The organism is Cellulomonas sp. P1_G12_2 (assembly GCF_056405535.1).
Map to the genome: position 1 here is coordinate 53419 of NZ_JBFUBX010000003.1, position 14921 is coordinate 68339.

The 14921-nt window shown below is 73.3% G+C and carries 21 protein-coding genes and 1 other RNA gene; 9 read left to right on the plus strand and 13 right to left on the minus strand.

Annotated features, from left to right (window positions below; genetic code table 11):
* Positions 1 to 27: 27 nt before the first annotated feature.
* A complete protein-coding gene (locus AC1DXT_RS12715) occupies positions 28 to 759 on the minus strand; it encodes a helix-turn-helix transcriptional regulator (protein ID WP_477061682.1) in 732 nt (243 codons plus the stop codon).
* A gap of 78 nt (positions 760 to 837) precedes the next feature.
* On the opposite strand from AC1DXT_RS12715, the gene AC1DXT_RS12720 reads away from it, so the two are divergent.
* The 4 genes from AC1DXT_RS12720 to AC1DXT_RS12735 are packed head-to-tail and all read left to right on the plus strand — an operon-like array spanning position 838 to position 4459.
* Positions 838 to 1710 (plus strand): MOSC domain-containing protein, encoded by an 873-nt coding sequence (locus AC1DXT_RS12720; RefSeq protein WP_477061683.1) that lies wholly within the window; start codon positions 838 to 840, stop codon positions 1708 to 1710.
* 10 nt (positions 1711 to 1720) lie between these two features.
* Positions 1721 to 2941 carry a Nif3-like dinuclear metal center hexameric protein gene (locus AC1DXT_RS12725; RefSeq protein WP_477061684.1) on the plus strand — a complete coding sequence of 407 codons (1221 nt, stop codon included), beginning with the start codon at positions 1721 to 1723 and terminating at the stop codon, positions 2939 to 2941.
* Positions 2938 to 3684 (plus strand): zinc ribbon domain-containing protein, encoded by a 747-nt coding sequence (locus AC1DXT_RS12730; protein ID WP_056090418.1) that lies wholly within the window; start codon positions 2938 to 2940, stop codon positions 3682 to 3684. The genes AC1DXT_RS12725 and AC1DXT_RS12730 overlap by 4 nt, the downstream gene beginning before the upstream one ends.
* A 43-nt stretch (positions 3685 to 3727) precedes the next feature.
* Positions 3728 to 4459: a histidine phosphatase family protein gene (locus AC1DXT_RS12735; protein ID WP_477061685.1), complete on the plus strand. Its 732-nt coding sequence runs from the start codon at positions 3728 to 3730 to the stop codon at positions 4457 to 4459.
* A gap of 4 nt (positions 4460 to 4463) precedes the next feature.
* On the opposite strand, the gene AC1DXT_RS12740 is transcribed toward AC1DXT_RS12735, so the two are convergent.
* On the minus strand, positions 4464 to 5633 hold the full coding sequence (locus AC1DXT_RS12740; protein WP_477061686.1) for an SLC13 family permease: 1170 nt from the start codon (positions 5631 to 5633) through the stop codon (positions 4464 to 4466).
* Entirely contained in the window at positions 5634 to 6413 is a 780-nt protein-coding gene (locus tag AC1DXT_RS12745) for a YaaA family protein (protein WP_477061687.1), read from the minus strand.
* A 49-nt stretch (positions 6414 to 6462) separates the two neighbouring features.
* Between AC1DXT_RS12745 and AC1DXT_RS12750 the strand changes: the two genes are divergently transcribed.
* Positions 6463 to 6846: a tautomerase family protein gene (locus AC1DXT_RS12750; protein WP_477061688.1), complete on the plus strand. Its 384-nt coding sequence runs from the start codon at positions 6463 to 6465 to the stop codon at positions 6844 to 6846.
* On the opposite strand, the gene AC1DXT_RS12755 is transcribed toward AC1DXT_RS12750, so the two are convergent.
* On the minus strand, positions 6828 to 7100 hold the full coding sequence (locus tag AC1DXT_RS12755; RefSeq protein ID WP_477061689.1) for a LuxR C-terminal-related transcriptional regulator: 273 nt from the start codon (positions 7098 to 7100) through the stop codon (positions 6828 to 6830). The two genes, AC1DXT_RS12750 and AC1DXT_RS12755, sit on opposite strands and share 19 nt — an antisense overlap.
* Positions 7101 to 7168: 68 nt before the next feature.
* Here AC1DXT_RS12755 and rnpB point away from each other — a divergent pair.
* Together rnpB and AC1DXT_RS12765 are read left to right on the plus strand one after the other, a co-directional pair.
* Positions 7169 to 7550, plus strand: an RNA gene (gene rnpB / locus AC1DXT_RS12760) — RNase P RNA component class A.
* A gap of 246 nt (positions 7551 to 7796) precedes the next feature.
* A complete protein-coding gene (locus AC1DXT_RS12765) occupies positions 7797 to 7964 on the plus strand; it encodes a hypothetical protein (protein WP_477061690.1) in 168 nt (55 codons plus the stop codon).
* Positions 7965 to 8005: 41 nt separating this feature from the next.
* Here the strand turns inward: AC1DXT_RS12765 and AC1DXT_RS12770 are convergent, their stop codons facing one another.
* The gene (locus tag AC1DXT_RS12770) at positions 8006 to 8233 is read right to left on the minus strand and encodes a hypothetical protein (protein WP_477061691.1); all 228 of its coding nucleotides are present in this window, start codon (positions 8231 to 8233) and stop codon (positions 8006 to 8008) included.
* 72 nt (positions 8234 to 8305) lie between these two features.
* Here AC1DXT_RS12770 and AC1DXT_RS12775 point away from each other — a divergent pair, with 72 nt between their 5' ends.
* Positions 8306 to 8755, plus strand: a complete 450-nt coding sequence (locus tag AC1DXT_RS12775; protein ID WP_477061692.1) for a GatB/YqeY domain-containing protein — start codon at positions 8306 to 8308, stop codon at positions 8753 to 8755.
* On the opposite strand, the gene AC1DXT_RS12780 is transcribed toward AC1DXT_RS12775, so the two are convergent.
* From AC1DXT_RS12780 to map, 6 genes are all read right to left on the minus strand, one after another.
* Entirely contained in the window at positions 8748 to 9632 is an 885-nt protein-coding gene (locus tag AC1DXT_RS12780; protein ID WP_477061693.1) for a hypothetical protein, read from the minus strand. The genes AC1DXT_RS12775 and AC1DXT_RS12780 overlap by 8 nt on opposite strands.
* A gap of 71 nt (positions 9633 to 9703) precedes the next feature.
* Complete coding sequence (locus AC1DXT_RS12785; protein ID WP_477061694.1) at positions 9704 to 10114, minus strand: VOC family protein; 411 nt, start codon at positions 10112 to 10114, stop codon at positions 9704 to 9706.
* A gap of 39 nt (positions 10115 to 10153) precedes the next feature.
* Positions 10154 to 10453, minus strand: coding sequence for a DUF6191 domain-containing protein (locus AC1DXT_RS12790; RefSeq protein WP_477061695.1), 300 nt, complete (start codon positions 10451 to 10453; stop codon positions 10154 to 10156).
* 4 nt (positions 10454 to 10457) lie between these two features.
* Positions 10458 to 11231: an MBL fold metallo-hydrolase gene (locus AC1DXT_RS12795; RefSeq protein ID WP_477061696.1), complete on the minus strand. Its 774-nt coding sequence runs from the start codon at positions 11229 to 11231 to the stop codon at positions 10458 to 10460.
* Between the two features lie 4 nt (positions 11232 to 11235).
* A complete protein-coding gene (ppgK, locus tag AC1DXT_RS12800; RefSeq protein WP_477061697.1) occupies positions 11236 to 12012 on the minus strand; it encodes a polyphosphate--glucose phosphotransferase in 777 nt (258 codons plus the stop codon).
* Entirely contained in the window at positions 12009 to 12881 is an 873-nt protein-coding gene (gene map / locus AC1DXT_RS12805) for a type I methionyl aminopeptidase (protein WP_477061698.1), read from the minus strand. Before map ends, ppgK begins: the two co-directional genes overlap by 4 nt.
* Positions 12882 to 12956: 75 nt before the next feature.
* On the opposite strand from map, the gene AC1DXT_RS12810 reads away from it, so the two are divergent.
* Positions 12957 to 13133, plus strand: coding sequence for an SPOR domain-containing protein (locus AC1DXT_RS12810; protein ID WP_477061699.1), 177 nt, complete (start codon positions 12957 to 12959; stop codon positions 13131 to 13133).
* Between the two features lie 3 nt (positions 13134 to 13136).
* Here AC1DXT_RS12810 and AC1DXT_RS12815 read toward each other — a convergent pair whose 3' ends face one another.
* Complete coding sequence (locus AC1DXT_RS12815) at positions 13137 to 14108, minus strand: endonuclease/exonuclease/phosphatase family protein (protein WP_477061700.1); 972 nt, start codon at positions 14106 to 14108, stop codon at positions 13137 to 13139.
* Complete coding sequence (gene panB, locus AC1DXT_RS12820; protein ID WP_477061701.1) at positions 14105 to 14914, minus strand: 3-methyl-2-oxobutanoate hydroxymethyltransferase; 810 nt, start codon at positions 14912 to 14914, stop codon at positions 14105 to 14107. Before panB ends, AC1DXT_RS12815 begins: the two co-directional genes overlap by 4 nt.
* Between the last annotated feature and the right edge of the window lie 7 nt (positions 14915 to 14921).

The following is a 14921-nucleotide window of genomic DNA, read 5'->3' on the forward strand; positions in this document are numbered from 1 at the left end:
GAAAAGACCGTGGAAAATCCGGTCGGCTCAGGCAGCGCCGGGTGGGGTTCCCTGCTCGGCCGAGTCGAGCAGGAGGACGCAGTGCTCCGGCCCGACGAACGGCAGGAGCCGGCGCGCCGCCACCGGGCCCGGGACGGCCTCGAGGACGCCCTGAGCGAGGCCGAGGTGCACGTTGCACACGATCTCCGGCCGAGACCGGGCGAGGTCGGCGAACGGGCAGCGGTACAGGTGGAACGCCAGCTGCGACCGGTCGAGCTCCGGGTCGAAGCCGAGCCGCTCCAGGTGACCCTCGAGGGCGTCGAGCTGACGGTCGGCCTCGGATGCCCCGGGCGCCGACTGCGGCGGCACGGACCGCAGCGCCGGGTCGTCGGCCAGCGCGCGTCCGGCGGCCTGCGCCGCGGACGTCGGTGATCCGACCTCGCGCCCATACCCCTCGAGCAGGACGCGGGTCAGGGCCACCCGCGCGATCGACTCCTCGATCCGGTCCTGCGCGCGCGGGTCGGTGCGCAGGTCGGCGGCGGACACCGCGCGGTAGACCATCCGCGGTCGCCCGCGCACGGTGCGCCGCTCGGGGGTGCGTTGCGCGAACCCGTCGGAGACGAGCCGTTGCAGGTGCTCGCGCGTGGTGTTCTCGTGCAGCCCCGTCGCCTCGGCGAGCTCGCCGATCGTGTGCTCGCGACCGTCCTGCAGCAGGTGCAGCAGGTCCACACGGCTGCCGGACGCCAGCGTGCGAGCGGCCGGAGTGCGGCGGACGGACATGCGAGAAGTATTCCGGGGGACGGTGCTGTGGCCATGGGGCGGAGGTCCCGTCGACCTCGTGGTTGTTAGGGTCCGAGCATGTCGGAGCCAGCCCTCGTCGTCTCGGCGCTCACCGTCTTCCCGGTGAAGTCGTTCGCCGGCACACCGATGACGTCGATGGAGCTCGAGGTCGCGGGTCCGCGAGGCGACCGGCGGTGGATGGTCGTCGACGAGCAGGGCTCGACGCTCACCGCTCGCAGCCACCCGCGCATGCTCGCCGCCCGGGCGACGTCGTACGACGGCGGGGTCCGCCTCCTTGCCGCCGGCCTGCCGGCGCTCGACGTGATCGAGCCGTCCGGACCGCCCGACGTTCCCGTGCAGCTCAAGCGCCTCGACACCGCGACCCGCGCGGGCGACGAGGCCGACGCGTGGGTCTCGGAGCTGCTCGGGCAGCGAGCGAGCCTGGTCTGGCTCGACGACCCGGCCCGCCGGGGGATGGCGGAGGCGCACGGCGGGGCGCTCGCGGACCCGCTGGCCCTCACCGACACCGGACCGGTGCACGTGACCTCGACGGCCTCGCTCCGCCGCCTCGACGCGTGGGCCGCCGAGCTGCACGACGAACGGGTTGCTCGTGCCCTCGAGAAGGGCGACCCGGCCCCTGCACCTCGCACCGCTCTCGACATGCGGAGATTCCGCCCCAACCTGGTAGTGGACGGTGACCTCGAGTCCTTCGCGGAGGACGGCTGGGCCACGCTGGCGGTCGGCGAGGTCGAGCTGAGGTTCGCCGACCACTGTGGCCGGTGCGTCCTGACGACGATCGATCCGGACACGCAGGTCAAGGGCAAGGAACCCCTCGCGTCGTTGGCGCGGCACCGTCGGCGCGACGGCGAGGTGTGGTTCGGCATCCAGATGGTCCCCGTGCGGGGCGGCCGCGTCACGGTCGGGGACCGTGTCGAGACGTCGGACCGGTAGCGTGCGGCACGTGAGTGCACCGGCCCTGGGCGACGTCGTCCGCCTGCTCGAGCGCCGCTACCCGCCGTCCACGGCGGAGTCCTGGGACGCGGTCGGCCTGGTCACTGGCGACCCGTCTCAGCCCGTCCATCGTGTGCTGTTCGCGGTCGACCCCGTCGCCGTCGTCGTCGACGAGGCGGTCGCGTGGGGTGCTGACCTCGTGGTGACGCACCACCCGTTGCTCCTGCGTCCGGTGCACTCGATCGCAGCCACCACCTTCAAGGGAGCGCTGCTGCACCGGCTCGTCCGGTCGCAGACCGCCCTGTACACGGCACACACGAACGCCGACGCGGCGGCGGGTGGGGTCAACGACGCGCTCGCGAGCACCCTGGGGCTCGTCGACACCGTGCCGCTGGATCCCGCACCTGCCGAGCCGCTCGACAAGCACGTGGTGTTCGTCCCGGTCGCGGATGCGGAGCGCCTGGTCGACGCGCTCGCCGCGGCCGGCGCGGGAGCGATCGGCGAGTACACGCGGTGCGCGTGGACCTCAACGGGACAGGGGACGTTCACCCCCTCCGACGTGGCGTCGCCGGCGATCGGGTCGGCCGGGCAGGCGTCGCAGGTGGTCGAAGCCCGCGTCGAGATGGTCGCCCCTCGTCGGCTGCGCTCGGCCGTCGTCGCGGCGATGCGGGACGTGCACCCCTACGAGGAGCCCGCGTTCGACGTGCTCGAGCTGGCCTCGTGGCCCGGCTCGACCGGCACCGGCCGCCTCGGGATGCTGGCGGAGCCGACGACGCTGCGCGCGTTCGCGGCCACGGTCGCGGCCGCGCTGCCGGCGACCGTCCAGGGCGTGCGGTTCGCGGGCGACCCCGACGGACGGGTCGAGCGGGTCGCCGTCGTCGGCGGGTCGGGCGACTCGTTCTTCGACGCCGTCCGAGCGTCCGGTGCGGACGCCTACGTCACCGCCGACTTGCGGCACCACCCGACGTCCGAGCTGCGCGAGCGGGCCGAGCGCGAGCGCTCGTCCACCGGATCGTCCAGGCCCTACCTCGTCGACGTCGCCCACTTCGCGTCGGAGTGGCCCTGGCTCGCGCACGCGGCGCGCTCGCTGGAGATCGATGCCGCCGCCGCGGGCACTACGGTGGAGACCCGCGTCAGCACGGTGAGCACCGACCCGTGGACGGGTCGCGTCGCGAGCCCGGAAGCGCCTGAAGCCCTTGCATTTCGTGAACCGCCGGAAGGACACCCGTGACGACTGCCCCCGCAGCGGACCAGCGCCGACTGCTCGACGTCCAGGCTCTCGACACCCGCCTGGACCAGATCGCCCACAAGAAGCGGACGCTGCCGGAGCTGGCGCGGCTGGTCGAGCTCGACTCGCAGGTCACGGACCTGCACACTGCGCTGGTCACGTCCCAGACCGCGGTGAGCGACCTGCGGCGCGAGCTGCGCAAGGCCGAGGCCGACGTCGAGCAGGTGCGCGTGCGCGCGGCGCGGGACCAGTCGCGGCTGGACTCCGGGCAGGGCAGCCCGAAGGACCTGCAGGCGCTGCAGAGCGAGCTGGGCACGCTGGGGCGTCGGCAGGCCGAGCTCGAGGAGGTCGAGCTCGACGTGATGGAGCGTCTCGAGGCGCACGAGACTGCGCTCGCCGAGGTCACCACCGCCCACGAGTCGCTCGCGGAGAAGCGCGCGGCGGTCGAGGCCGAGCGCGACGCCGCGTTCGCCGCGCTGGACGTGGACGCCGAGTCGGTGCGCGCCGAGCGCGCCAAGGCGGTCGAGGGCCTCGACGCCGGGCTCGTGACGCTCTACGAGCGCCTGCGCGGCCAGCTGGGCGGCAAGGGCGCTGGAGCGCTGCGCGGCCGACGGTGCGAGAGCTGCCGGCTCGAGCTCAACCCGCTCGACGTCGAGGCGATCGTCAAGGCTCCCGAGGACCAGGTGACACGCTGCGAGGAGTGCGGACGCATCCTCGTCCGGCTGCCGGAGCCCGCCAAGGGCTGAGCCGCGGGTCGCGCGTCCGGCGCGGGACCACCAGACTGCGAGCGTGAGCGACGTAGCGCAGCCGTTGGAGTCATCGACCGCTCGGGCGCCCCGGCCGTCGGGTGCCGGGGTCCGGTTCGACCAGGAGCAGCCCGTCACGGTGGTCCTCGTCCGGCACGGCCAGACGACGATGACCGTCTCGCGCGGCTACTCGGGGTCGGGCGAACCTGGCCCACCGCTCGACGAGACCGGTCTGCGGCAGGCCCGCGACGCGGCCGACCTGGTGGACCGCGTCGGGCGGGACCTCTGGGGTGACATCCCGTACCCGAGCCAGGTCGTCGCGTCCCCGATGGTCCGGACGCAGCAGACCAGCGCGATCATCGCCGAGAAGCTCGGGCTGCCGGTCCGCACGGACGCGACCTTTCAGGAGGCGAACTTCGGCGAGTGGCAGGGGCTGACCGCCGAGGAGATCGAGGAGCGGTGGCCCGGCCAGCTGGAGCCGTGGCACACGAAAGCCGACCTGCGGCCGCCCGGCGGGGAGTCCATCGAGGACGTCGGTCGGCGGCTGCAGCGCGGGCTGGACGGGCTGCTCGCCGAGGGGGTCGACCGCACGGTCGTCGTCGTGAGCCACGCGGTGTCGATCCGCGCGGCGCTGGGCGTCACGATGGGCGCGCAGCCGTCGTCGTGGAGCCAGCTGCGCGTCGCTCCCGCGTCGGTGAGCATCGTGCGGCTCTTCGCGGACAAGCGCGACGAGATCGCCGTGGTCGGGGTGCCGAGCGAGGGCTGGTCGTCCTGAGCCGTCAGCTCGCCGCCACGAGCGCCAGGGTGGCTGCCACGACGGCGAGCGGGGCGAGCAGCACGCCCTGACGGACGATGGTGCCGGCGGGGACCGCGAGCATCACCGTGCGGCACCTCTGCCACCACAGGACGGTCGCGAGCGATCCCCAGGGGGTGAGCAGCGGCCCGACCCCGGTGCCGATGAGCAGGGCGGCTACCCGCAGCGGGTCCGGGCCGGCGGCGGGCTCGAGCGCCAGGTACGCGGGGAGGTTGTTCATCGCGTTCGACGCGAGCGCCCCCGCCGCGGCGAGTCGCAGCAGCTCGGCGGGTCCGTCGCCCGTCCCGGCAGCGCGCGCGAGCGCCTCGCCGAGTCCGTGCGCGTGCGCGGTCGCGACGACGACGAACAGCCCGAGCACCACCAGGAGGGTCCGCCAGGGCACCAGGTCGCCGACGGGCACGGGGAGCTTCTGGTGCCGCAGCAGCGTCGCGACGAGGAGCGCGAGCGCGACGACCACAGCGGTGGGAGCCGTTGGTGCCCCGACGACGAACGCGACGCCGAGCGCGGCGACCGCGGCGGCGCACACAACGAGCAGCGGCCGGTCCCGGACCCCGGTCGGCGGAGGCGGCTCGTACGCGCCCAGCAGGGCCCGCCGGTCGCGGACGGCCAAGACGGCGACCGTCACCACCACGGCCGCCAGCGCGGGCGCCCACATCAGGCGGAGGTAGTCGACGCCCGCTGCGCGCAGCGTGTGGTCCGCGAGGAGGTTGGTGAGGTTGGAGACCGGCAGGACCAGCGACGCGGTGTTGGCCAGGGCGAGCACGGTCAGGGCGAACGGCAGCGGGGGCGTCTTCGTGTGGCGGGCGAGCGCGATGACCACCGGTGTGAGCAGCACCGCGGTGGTGTCCAGCGACAGCACCGCGGTGCTCACGGTCGCCAGCACGACCACGAGCGCCCACAGAGCCCAGCGTCGGCCGCCGGCCACGCGCGACGCCAGTCCGGCCGCGGTGTCGAACAGGCCCGCCCCGGCGCACATCTCGGCGACGACCGTCAGGGCGGCGACGAAGACCAGGATCGGGAGGGTCCGCTCGGCCAGGTCGCGGGCGTCCTGCGCGGGAAGCAGTCCCGTCAGCACCACGACCGCGGTCACCACGACCGCGAGGAGCCACCACGGAACGTGCCGTCCGCGTGCCATTCAGGCGACGACGAGCTCGAGCGTGCGGCCGCCTCGAGCCGGAGGGCCGAGCTCGACCGCGAGGAGCGCGGAGCCGACGAGCTCGCCGGCCACGCGGGCCAGCGACTCGGCGTCGTGCGGGGCACGCCCGCGACGCGTGAGCAGGTGCCGGGTGAGCACCCCGCGGGTGTGCTTGGCGTTGTGCGACACCACGGACCGCCTCCCGTCCAGCTCGCGCAGGACCCGCACCGACACCCAGTCGGCCGACCGTGGCGGGTGCCAGGCGGCGAGGTACGTCGCGGACCGGCAGTCCACCACCAGCTCGCCTTCGGCGCGCGCCTGGAGCTCGACCCCGATCACCTCGCGCCATGCACCGGGCAGGTGCCCGATGCCCGGCAGGTGCGTGGCCATGGAGAGGCGGTACGCGGGGATGGGGTCGTCGGGCGCGACCAGCCCCCACAGGCCGGACACGATCCGCACGCTCTGCGCTGCTCGTGCCCGGCCGGTCGGCGTGAGCCGACCCAGCCCTGCCGCGGCGTACAGGACGCCGGAGTAGACGTTCTTGGCCGGTGCCGTCGCCGCCGTGCGCAGCCGCACGTTGCGCGCCACCTCGTCGGCCAGGCTCGCGCCGACACCGAGCACCCGCATCCCGTCGGGCGACGCGCTGACCTCGATCAACGCGTCCAGCACCTTTTCGCGCACGGGGGTGAGCCCGGGCGCGCTGAGGGCGTCGAGGTCGAGCAGGGGGCCGCGGGCGCGCGGCGGCGTCTTGCCCTCGGAGGGCGGCAGGAGCACGAGCACCCGTGAACTGTAGGCTCCCGCGCTACGGACGACCTGCGGAGGAGGACCGATGGCGCACGTCAAGATCTACGGTCGACGCGACGTGTGGCAGGACCGCCGCGGCTCGGTGTCCGACGCGGTGCACCGCGCCGTCGTCGGGACCTGGGGGCTGCCCGAGGACAAGAGGTTCCACCGCTTCCTCCTGCTGGACGCCGACGACCTGGTGGCCCCCCGCAGCAAGGAGTACCTGGTCGTCGAGATCCTCTGCTTCACCGGCCGGTCCCGAGCTGCACGGCGCGCACTGATCGCCGCGTTCTACGACGACGTCGCACCCACCCTCGGGATCTCCGCCGACGACCTCGAGGTCATCATCATCGAGAGCCCGCCGGAGAACTGGGGGATCCGGGGCGGCTCGGGTGACGAGCTGTCCCTGACCTACCGCGTCGACGTCTGAGCCGGGACGCCGAGCAGCTGCCGGCGCGGCTCGAGCCCGCCCAGGTCCTCCGGGACGAGTCCGCGTGCCCGACCGGCCGACAGGGCCGACTCGCGGTCGGCGACACCGAGCTTCAGGTAGATCGAGCGCACCTGCGACTTCACGGTGTTCCGGGTGACGAAGAGTGCGGCCGCGATCTCGCTGAGCGTCAGCGGCAGGGCCAGGTGGGCGAGGATCACGCGCTCGCGGCGGGTCAGTCCGGTGATGGTCTCCATGCTCCGGGTTCGGTGCCGGACGCGCTGCGGATGGGTGAGGATCTGGGCGGCTAGGCTGTGGGCGCGGATGAGTCAGTCAGGCGGCCGCGTCGAGCCCTCGGGCTCGCCGAGGAACGTCCGGGCTCCGCAGAGCAGGGTGGTGGGTAACACCCACCCGGGGTGACCCGCGGGACAGTGCCACAGAGAACAGACCGCCCGACCGGTCCGCCGGTCGGGCAAGGGTGAAACGGTGGTGTAAGAGACCACCAGCGTGCCGGGCGACCGGTGCGGCTAGGTAAACCCCACCCGGAGCAAGGTCAGACAGGGAGCGTTCGAGGGCTGCTCGCCCGAGCTCCCGGGTAGGCCGCTGGAGGCGTGCGGCAACGTACGTCGTAGAGGGATGGCCGCCACTCGCGCAGTGCGGGCAACCGCGCGCGAGCACAGAACCCGGCGTATCGACTGACTCATCCGCCCTATATCGCTGCTGAACTGCACAGACGCGCGTCCCGCGGGCGATGTGGGGCCGCGCGGGGCTTGTCCGTGGTGGTGAATGTGCAGCGTGTTGCGCTGTGTGGATGTGCGTAGCCCCCGTGTAGCCCCCACCACCACCCCGGCCGCGCCCCGTCGGCCGGCACCCACGCGAGCCCGTGGCGATCGTTCCCGAGCGGTGACTGAGGTCCCTTTCGGCGCGCGAGCGTCGGGGCCACGCTCAGATGCATGGAGACCACGCAGGGGGCGACGTCGAAGTCCCGGGGGGCCACGCCCGCGACGTACCGGGAGGCGCTCGACGACGAGGAGGAGCGGTACTGGACGTGCTGGCGCATGGAGGACGACGAGCGGCGCCTAGCGCGATGGGTGCGCTGGCGCAGGCTGCTCGGCCGGTAGACCCCGGGCCCCGCCGCCGGCTCGGGCCGAGGTCGCCGCCATCAGATCGCGTCGGGGTCCCGGCGGTGATGTGCCAGCCGCTCGCGCATGTTGCGTCGCGCCACAGCGCGCTCACCCCACAGCAGCGCAGCACCGATCCCAGCAACGACCACGGCGACGATGACGAAGGTCAGGTCCCAGTAACCGAGCACAGCCCAGCCGCCCGACGCCCAGAGCGAGAGCGCGCCAACCGCCCCGAGGGTGCGCTCGGTTCGCACGTGCTGCGGCATGGTCGGAGCGTAGGCCAGAAGCTCGCACATTCCGACTGCGCCGTTCGGCCGCGACGAGGCACGATGGCTCCCATGAGCACCCTCGACCAGCTGACGTCCGACCTGACCACCGCCATGAAGGCCCGCGACACGGAGCGCACCGGCGTCCTGCGCCAGATCATCGGTGCCGTGCGGTTCGAGGCCAAGGCCGGTGCCGTCGAGAAGGAGCTGTCGGACGACGAGGTGCTCAAGATCCTCGCCCGCGAGGTGAAGAAGCGCCGCGACTCCGCGCAGATCTACACGGACGCCAACGCCCCCGAGCGTGCCGCCACGGAGACCGCCGAGGCGGACCTCATCGAGACGTACCTGCCGGCGCAGCTGTCCGACGACGAGCTCCAGGCCCTGGTCGGCGCGGTGATCGCGGACGTCGGCGCGACGTCGGTCCGCGACATGGGCGCGGTCATGAAGGAGGCGTCGGCGCGTGCTGGTGCGTCCGCCGACGGCAAGAAGCTGTCGACGCTGGTCCGCGCCGCGCTCAGCTGACGGACGCGGGCAGGGACTCGTACGCGCGGCCGGACAGCATCGACGCCACGTCGGAGGTCCACGGCAGGGGCGGCTCGGGCATGACGACCAGCCACGAGCCGTCCCGGTCGAAGAACCGCAGGTCGCCGTCGAACGCGTAGGTGTCACGCACGTGGACGCCGAGGTCGGTGACGGTGAAGGTCAGGTTGAACAGCCACGCGGCGGGGTCCTGGATCCGCGCGTCGCTGTCGAGGTCGCGCGACGTCCACAGCCGCATCCAGGTGACGCTGCGCGACTCCCGCGCGGGGACGACGAGGGGGTGCCCGGGCAGGAGATCCAGCTCGCCGCCTGCGGGTTCGACGATGTTCACCTGGGCGACGCCGTCGGACATGTTCTCGAACCAGATGGTCAGCGCGGTGCGGAACGCGTACGTCTCGTCGCGCCCCACCTGGAGCTGCTCGGTGAGCAGCCGCCACCGGTCCTGGCCGCCCGCGGTGAGCTGGCAGAACTCCAGGGCGGGCCGGCCGGGGGTGCCGGGGCCCTCCGGGAAGGCCCGAGCGACGATCGTCGGGGCGAGGTCGTCGAGCCGCGACTCCTCGAGCATCCGGCGCATGCGGTCGGCGTCCAGGCGCTGTCGGTCGGCGTCGGCGCGCGCGTTCTGCGCCTCCTGCCGGGCGAGCTCGAGCGCCTCTCGGGCGATCGAGACCTGCTCGTCGAACACCCGGGTCTGCTTGTGCGTCGCCTCGGCCAGTCGCTTGGCCCTGCGGGAGGCTCTGCCTGCGACGATCCAGGCGCCGAGGGCGGCGACGAGGGTCAGGGCGGAGACTGCGAGCGGGGCCCACTGCTCCCAGTCCTGCCACGCGACGTCGCCCAGGACCGGAAGTACGGCACTGATCATCCCCGGAAGGTACCGACCGATTCGTCCGATTTCGACCCTGACACGCAACTGTCACCCGTGCGGGGGAGCGATCAGGTTCCGGACGTCTCCGCGGCGAGCGCGGCGGCCGCCTGGTCCGGGGTGCCGCGCAGGAGGCAGAACTCGTTGCCCTCCGGGTCGGCGAGCACGTGCCATGGCACGTCACCCTGGCCGATGTCGACGCGCGTGGCGCCGAGGCTGAGCAGGCGCTCGAGCTCGGAGGCCTGGTCCGAGCCGTTGGGCGGGCGCAGGTCCACGTGCAGTCGGTTCTTGGCCGACTTCACCTCGGAGACCTTGAGGAACAGCCAGTTGGTCGCGCCGCCGTCGGGCGGCTCGATCTCGACCTCGCCCTCGTCGTCGACCGGCTCCCAGGCGTAGGACCAGCCGAGCACCTCGCGCCACCAGCGGGCGAGGGCGTGCGGGTCGGCGGAGTCGATCGTCAGCTGAGTGACCACAGGTGCCATGCCCGGAAGGTTAGGGCGGCCGCCGACAAACCGCGACGGCTATGTGCGTGGCGTGTCCTCGTCGAGGCGGACGACGCCCGAGTCGAGGTCGAGCTGGCCGGCGGCGTCGCCGGTCTGCTTGATGTCGAGCTGCTGACGGTCCTGCTCGGCCGTGAGGTACTCGCGGTTCGGCTGGAACACGTCGACCAGCGCCCCGAACGCGCCGCTGCCCGCCACCGCGCCGGTGGTCCGGCGCTCGCGCGGTCGGCGCCGGTCGAACCAGCCGCGGGCCACCATCCGGTCCACCGCGACGAGCACGAGGACGAGGGCGACGATGCCGCCGGCGATCAGCCACTCCATGCGCTCATCGTCCCATCGCGACCTGCTGCGCGGCGTGGGCCGCGGCCGCCCAGGGGAGCGCGCGCCGGTCGTCGTCGGTGTCGACGCCGTTCACGAGGGCCGACAGGTAGGCGCGGTCGGCCGCGAGCCGACGCCGGAGCTCGTCGGGACCCCCGACCCGACCGTGCCCCGGGACGACCACCTGCGCCCGGGCGGACTCCAGCAGGTCGAGGGCGGCGCGGTAGTCGCCGACCGGGTCTTCTGCGGACAGGTCGAGCAGCGGGATCTCGACGTCCGAGAGCAGGTCACCGGCCACGAGGACACCGACGTCGGGGACGACCAGTGCGGTGTGGCCGCGGGCGTGCGCGCCGTGCGTGAGGACGTGGACGGTCCGGCCCGACCAGTCGAGCACTCCCGGTGACCGTCGCGGGTAGGCGGTGGCGGGTGCGGCGATCGGTGCCGGTGCCTCGCCGACCCTGGCGAGCTCGTCGTCGGCGTCGCGTTCCGCGGCGAGGGTCTCGCGGTCCGTGGCGGGCGCACCGTCCGCCCACCGGGGCAGGTGCGCGAGGCCCGGACCGTCCAGGACGTGGTCCCAGTGCGCGTGCGTCGACCACACCGCGACCGGTGTCCAGCCGCGGTCGCGCATTGCGGACGAGAGCTCGTCGACCTCCCGCGAGGTGACCGCGGGATCGACCACGAGGCACGTGCCGTCGTCGCCGACGACGAGCGTCGAGGTCGTCGTGTAGACGGCGCTCGTCGCCACGTGGACGCCCGGAGCGACCTCGACGAGGTCGCGCACGGGGTCAGCCGCGCGACTCGGCCGCGAGCGCCGCCGCGCCGACGATCCCTGCCGCGTTGCGCAGCTGGGCGGGCACGATCTTGGTGCGCAGGTCGAGCAGCGGCAGGAACGTGGAGTGGTGCTTGCTCACTCCACCGCCGACCACGATGAGGTCGGGCCAGAACAGGTTCTCGACCACGGTGAAGTACCGCTGCAGGCGCTCCGCCCACTGCTCCCAGTCGAGGTCCTCGCGGTCGCGCACGCTCTCGGCCGCCCGCGACTCGGCGTCGAACCCGTCGATCTCCAGGTGCCCGAGCTCGGTGTTCGGGACGAGGTGCCCGTCGACGATCAGTGCGGACCCGATGCCGGTGCCGAGGGTGACGACCAGGACGACCCCGTCGACGTCCTTTGCCGCGCCGTAGAGGACCTCCGCATAGCCGGCGGCGTCGGCGTCGTTGACGGCCAGCACCTTGCGCCCGGTGGCGTGCTGCACCGCCTTCTCCACGTTGGTGCCGATCCACGACTTGTCGACGTTCGCCGCGGACTGCGCGACACCGTGCAGGATCACCGCCGGGAACGTCACGCCGATCGGCACGTCCTTGGCCAGGTCGAACGAGTCGACGACCTTGGCCACCGTCGCGGCGACCGCGTCGGGGGTCGACGGTTGGGGCGTCGGGATGCGCTTGCGGTCAGCAGCGAACTCGCCGTCCGACAGCGAGACGGGGGCGCCCTTGATCCCGCTCCCGCCGATGTCGACACCGAACGCCGTCTCAGGGGACTTCTTGTGCTTGTGGTCGGTCATGGCAGGGTCAGGATCTCCGCTCCGGTGTCGGTGACCAGCAGGGTGTGCTCGAACTGCGCGCTGCGCCGTCCGTCGGCCGTGAGGACGGTCCAGTCGTCGTCCCACATGACCCAGTCGGGGGTGCCGAGGTTGAGCATCGGCTCGATGGTGAACACCATGCCCGGCTCGATGAGCGTGTCGTACGCCGGGGCGGCGTCATAGTGCGGGACCACCAGGCCGGTGTGGAACGCGGGGCCGACACCGTGCCCGGTGTAGTCCCGGACGACGCCGTACCCGAAGCGCGCCGCGTACTTCTCGATGACGCGCCCGACCACGTTGATCTCGCGGCCCGGCACGACGGCCTTGATCGCGCGCGCCAGCGCCTCCCGCGTGCGCTCGACCAGCAGGCGCGACTCCTCGTCGACGTCGCCGGCCAGGAAGGTCGCGTTGTTGTCACCGTGCACGCCGCCGATGTACGCGGTGACGTCGATGTTCACGATGTCGCCGTCCTCGACCACCGTCGAGTCCGGGATGCCGTGGCAGATGACCTCGTTCACCGAGGTGCACAGCGACTTGGGGAAGCCGCGGTAGCCCAGCGTCGACGGGTAGGCGCCGTGGTCGACCAGGAACTCGTGGCCGATCGCGTCCAGCTCGTCGGTGGTGACCCCCGGCGCGACGTGGCGGCCGACGAGCTCCAGGGCCTGCGCCGCGAGCCGTGCGGCGACCCGGACACGCTCGATCATCTCGGGCTCGAGGACGTCGCCGCCCGTCCAGTGCGCTGGTCCCGGCTTGCCGACGTACTCCGGTCGGGCGATCGACGACGGGACGGCTCGACGAGAGCTCACCGTGCCCGGGACCAGGGCGGATCTTGGCGCGTGCACGGGCGACATACCTGGCAGTCTACGGACAGGAGGGCATCGGGGCCGGTCAGCGGCCGGTCCCGCCCCCGGCGAAGGGAGAACGGCATGGCGGGCAACTTCTGGTTCAACATCGAGACCCACGAGGTCGAGGAGGGCCGGCAGAGCGACTGGACCAAGCTGATGGGTCCGTACGCCACGCGCGACGAGGCCACGCACGCACTGGAGAAGGCGCGTGCGCGCACCGAGGACTGGGACCACGAGGACGAGGAGCAGCAGCCCTGAGCCCTACCGGGGCTCGAGCGTCGCCAGGACCGGCCGGTGGTCGCTCCCGCCGACCCGCGGGAGGACCTGGAAGCCGACAACCCGCCAGGCGCGGCCGTCGACGAGCACGTGGTCGATCGGGGCGGCGAGGAGTGCCGGGGCGGCGGCCGGCCACGTGCCGAGGGCTGCGGCACCGGACGCGCGTGCCGCATCGACGCACGGGCCGAGGTCCTGCAGACCCGGATGGTCCAGCGTCGAGTTGAGGTCGCCCGCCACGATGGCTCCTGGTGTGTCGGCGCAGGTGTCCGCGATCAGGCGGGTCTCCGTGCGCCACGTCGGCATCGCACCGCGGCCGATCGGCGCCACCGGGTGGGCGGCCACGATCACGGGGGAGGCGCGGGGGTCGTCGGGGTCGGCGCGCAGGGAGCCCAGCACGGTCGGGAGCGGCTCGGACGTCGGATAGGTGCCCACGCGGTCCGAGACCAGCAGCGCGGTGCCGGCGATCGCCGTGTGGTGCCCGGCGGCGGCGAGCACCTGCATCGGCTCGTCGGAGGCGGCCAGCCGCGCGGCGGTCGCCCGGGCGGTGTCGAGGGACGTCTCGGGCAGCACGAGCACGTCCGCGCCGTGCGCGAGCGCGAGGTCGGCGAGCCGGGCCGGCTCCACCGTGTCGAGGGTGTTGAACGCGAGGACGACCACCTGCTCTGCCGAGCCCGACGCGGCAGCCGGGTGCGGCACCGATCGCGCCACGAGCACCGCCCTCTGGGCGGCCGCCCCGACCAGGAGCGCGAGGGTCAGCGGGAGGAGCCGGCGCCGGGTCCACGGGACGGCCAGCAGGGCGACGGCGACCCCGGCAGCCCCGAGGCAGAGCAGCGCCCGGAACGAGACCAGCTGCGCGATGACGTACGCCCCGGACGCCACGGGCACCGCGAGCGCCACGAGCACGCCGAGCGCAGCGGCTGCGGCGGCCCAGACCAGGGCCCGGGCCGCCGTCGTCACGCGTCGAACTGGTGGTCCGCGTCCGGGAAGGTTCCGCCGCGCACCTCGTCGGCGTACGCGACCGCCGCCGCCTTGAGGGCGGCCCCGACCTCACCGAACCGCTTGGCGAACCGCGGCGACCAGTCCGTCATGCCGGCCATGTCGACCCAGACGAGCACCTGCCCGTCGCAGGCCGTGCCGGCGCCGATGCCGATGGTCGGGATCTGCAGGATCTCGGTGACCCGGGCGGCCACCGGTGCCGGCACCATCTCGAGGACGACGGCCACGGCGCCGGCCTCGGCGATCGCCACCGCGTCCTCGCACAGCAGCTCCGCAGCGATGTCGCCCCGACCCTGCACGCGCGGTCCGCCCAGCAGGTTCTCCGACTGCGGCGTGTAGCCGAGGTGCCCGACCACCGGGATGCCGGCGTCCGTGAGGGCCTTGACCTGCGGGACGACCCGCTTGCCACCCTCGAACTTCACGGCGGCGACGCCCGTCTCCTTCATCATCCGCACCGCGGTCTCCAGCGCCTGTGCTGGTCCCGCCTCGTACGAGCCGAACGGCAGGTCGGCGACGACGAAGGCCCGCTTGGCGGCCCGCGCGACGGCCCGTGCCGGGGGGATCAGGTCGTCGACGGTCACCGGCAGGGTCGTCGTGTGACCGTGCATGGTGTTCCCGATCGAGTCGCCGACCAGCAGCATGTCGATGCCGGCCTCGTCGAAGATGTGCGCGGTCACGGCGTCGTAGGCCGTGAGCATCGTCAGCCGCTCGCCGCGCTCCTTGGCCTCGCGCAGGTGGTGCACGCGGACGCGCTTCGTCTGGGTCATTCGTGGT

What these genes read in the sequence shown, in the direction of transcription:
- AC1DXT_RS12715 (WP_477061682.1), bottom strand. Translation starts at nt 759, where the DNA reads ATGTCCGTCCGCCGCACTCCGGCCGCTCGCACGCTGGCGTCCGGCAGC.
- AC1DXT_RS12720 (WP_477061683.1), top strand. Translation starts at nt 838, where the DNA reads ATGTCGGAGCCAGCCCTCGTCGTCTCGGCGCTCACCGTCTTCCCGGTG.
- AC1DXT_RS12740 (WP_477061686.1), bottom strand. Translation starts at nt 5,633, where the DNA reads ATGGCACGCGGACGGCACGTTCCGTGGTGGCTCCTCGCGGTCGTGGTG.
- AC1DXT_RS12750 (WP_477061688.1), top strand. Translation starts at nt 6,463, where the DNA reads ATGGCGCACGTCAAGATCTACGGTCGACGCGACGTGTGGCAGGACCGC.
- AC1DXT_RS12755 (WP_477061689.1), bottom strand. Translation starts at nt 7,100, where the DNA reads ATGGAGACCATCACCGGACTGACCCGCCGCGAGCGCGTGATCCTCGCC.
- AC1DXT_RS12765 (WP_477061690.1), top strand. Translation starts at nt 7,797, where the DNA reads ATGGAGACCACGCAGGGGGCGACGTCGAAGTCCCGGGGGGCCACGCCC.
- AC1DXT_RS12770 (WP_477061691.1), bottom strand. Translation starts at nt 8,233, where the DNA reads ATGCCGCAGCACGTGCGAACCGAGCGCACCCTCGGGGCGGTTGGCGCG.
- AC1DXT_RS12775 (WP_477061692.1), top strand. Translation starts at nt 8,306, where the DNA reads ATGAGCACCCTCGACCAGCTGACGTCCGACCTGACCACCGCCATGAAG.
- AC1DXT_RS12780 (WP_477061693.1), bottom strand. Translation starts at nt 9,632, where the DNA reads ATGATCAGTGCCGTACTTCCGGTCCTGGGCGACGTCGCGTGGCAGGAC.
- AC1DXT_RS12785 (WP_477061694.1), bottom strand. Translation starts at nt 10,114, where the DNA reads ATGGCACCTGTGGTCACTCAGCTGACGATCGACTCCGCCGACCCGCAC.
- AC1DXT_RS12790 (WP_477061695.1), bottom strand. Translation starts at nt 10,453, where the DNA reads ATGGAGTGGCTGATCGCCGGCGGCATCGTCGCCCTCGTCCTCGTGCTC.
- ppgK (WP_477061697.1), bottom strand. Translation starts at nt 12,012, where the DNA reads ATGACCGACCACAAGCACAAGAAGTCCCCTGAGACGGCGTTCGGTGTC.
- map (WP_477061698.1), bottom strand. Translation starts at nt 12,881, where the DNA reads ATGTCGCCCGTGCACGCGCCAAGATCCGCCCTGGTCCCGGGCACGGTG.
- AC1DXT_RS12810 (WP_477061699.1), top strand. Translation starts at nt 12,957, where the DNA reads ATGGCGGGCAACTTCTGGTTCAACATCGAGACCCACGAGGTCGAGGAG.
- panB (WP_477061701.1), bottom strand. Translation starts at nt 14,914, where the DNA reads ATGACCCAGACGAAGCGCGTCCGCGTGCACCACCTGCGCGAGGCCAAG.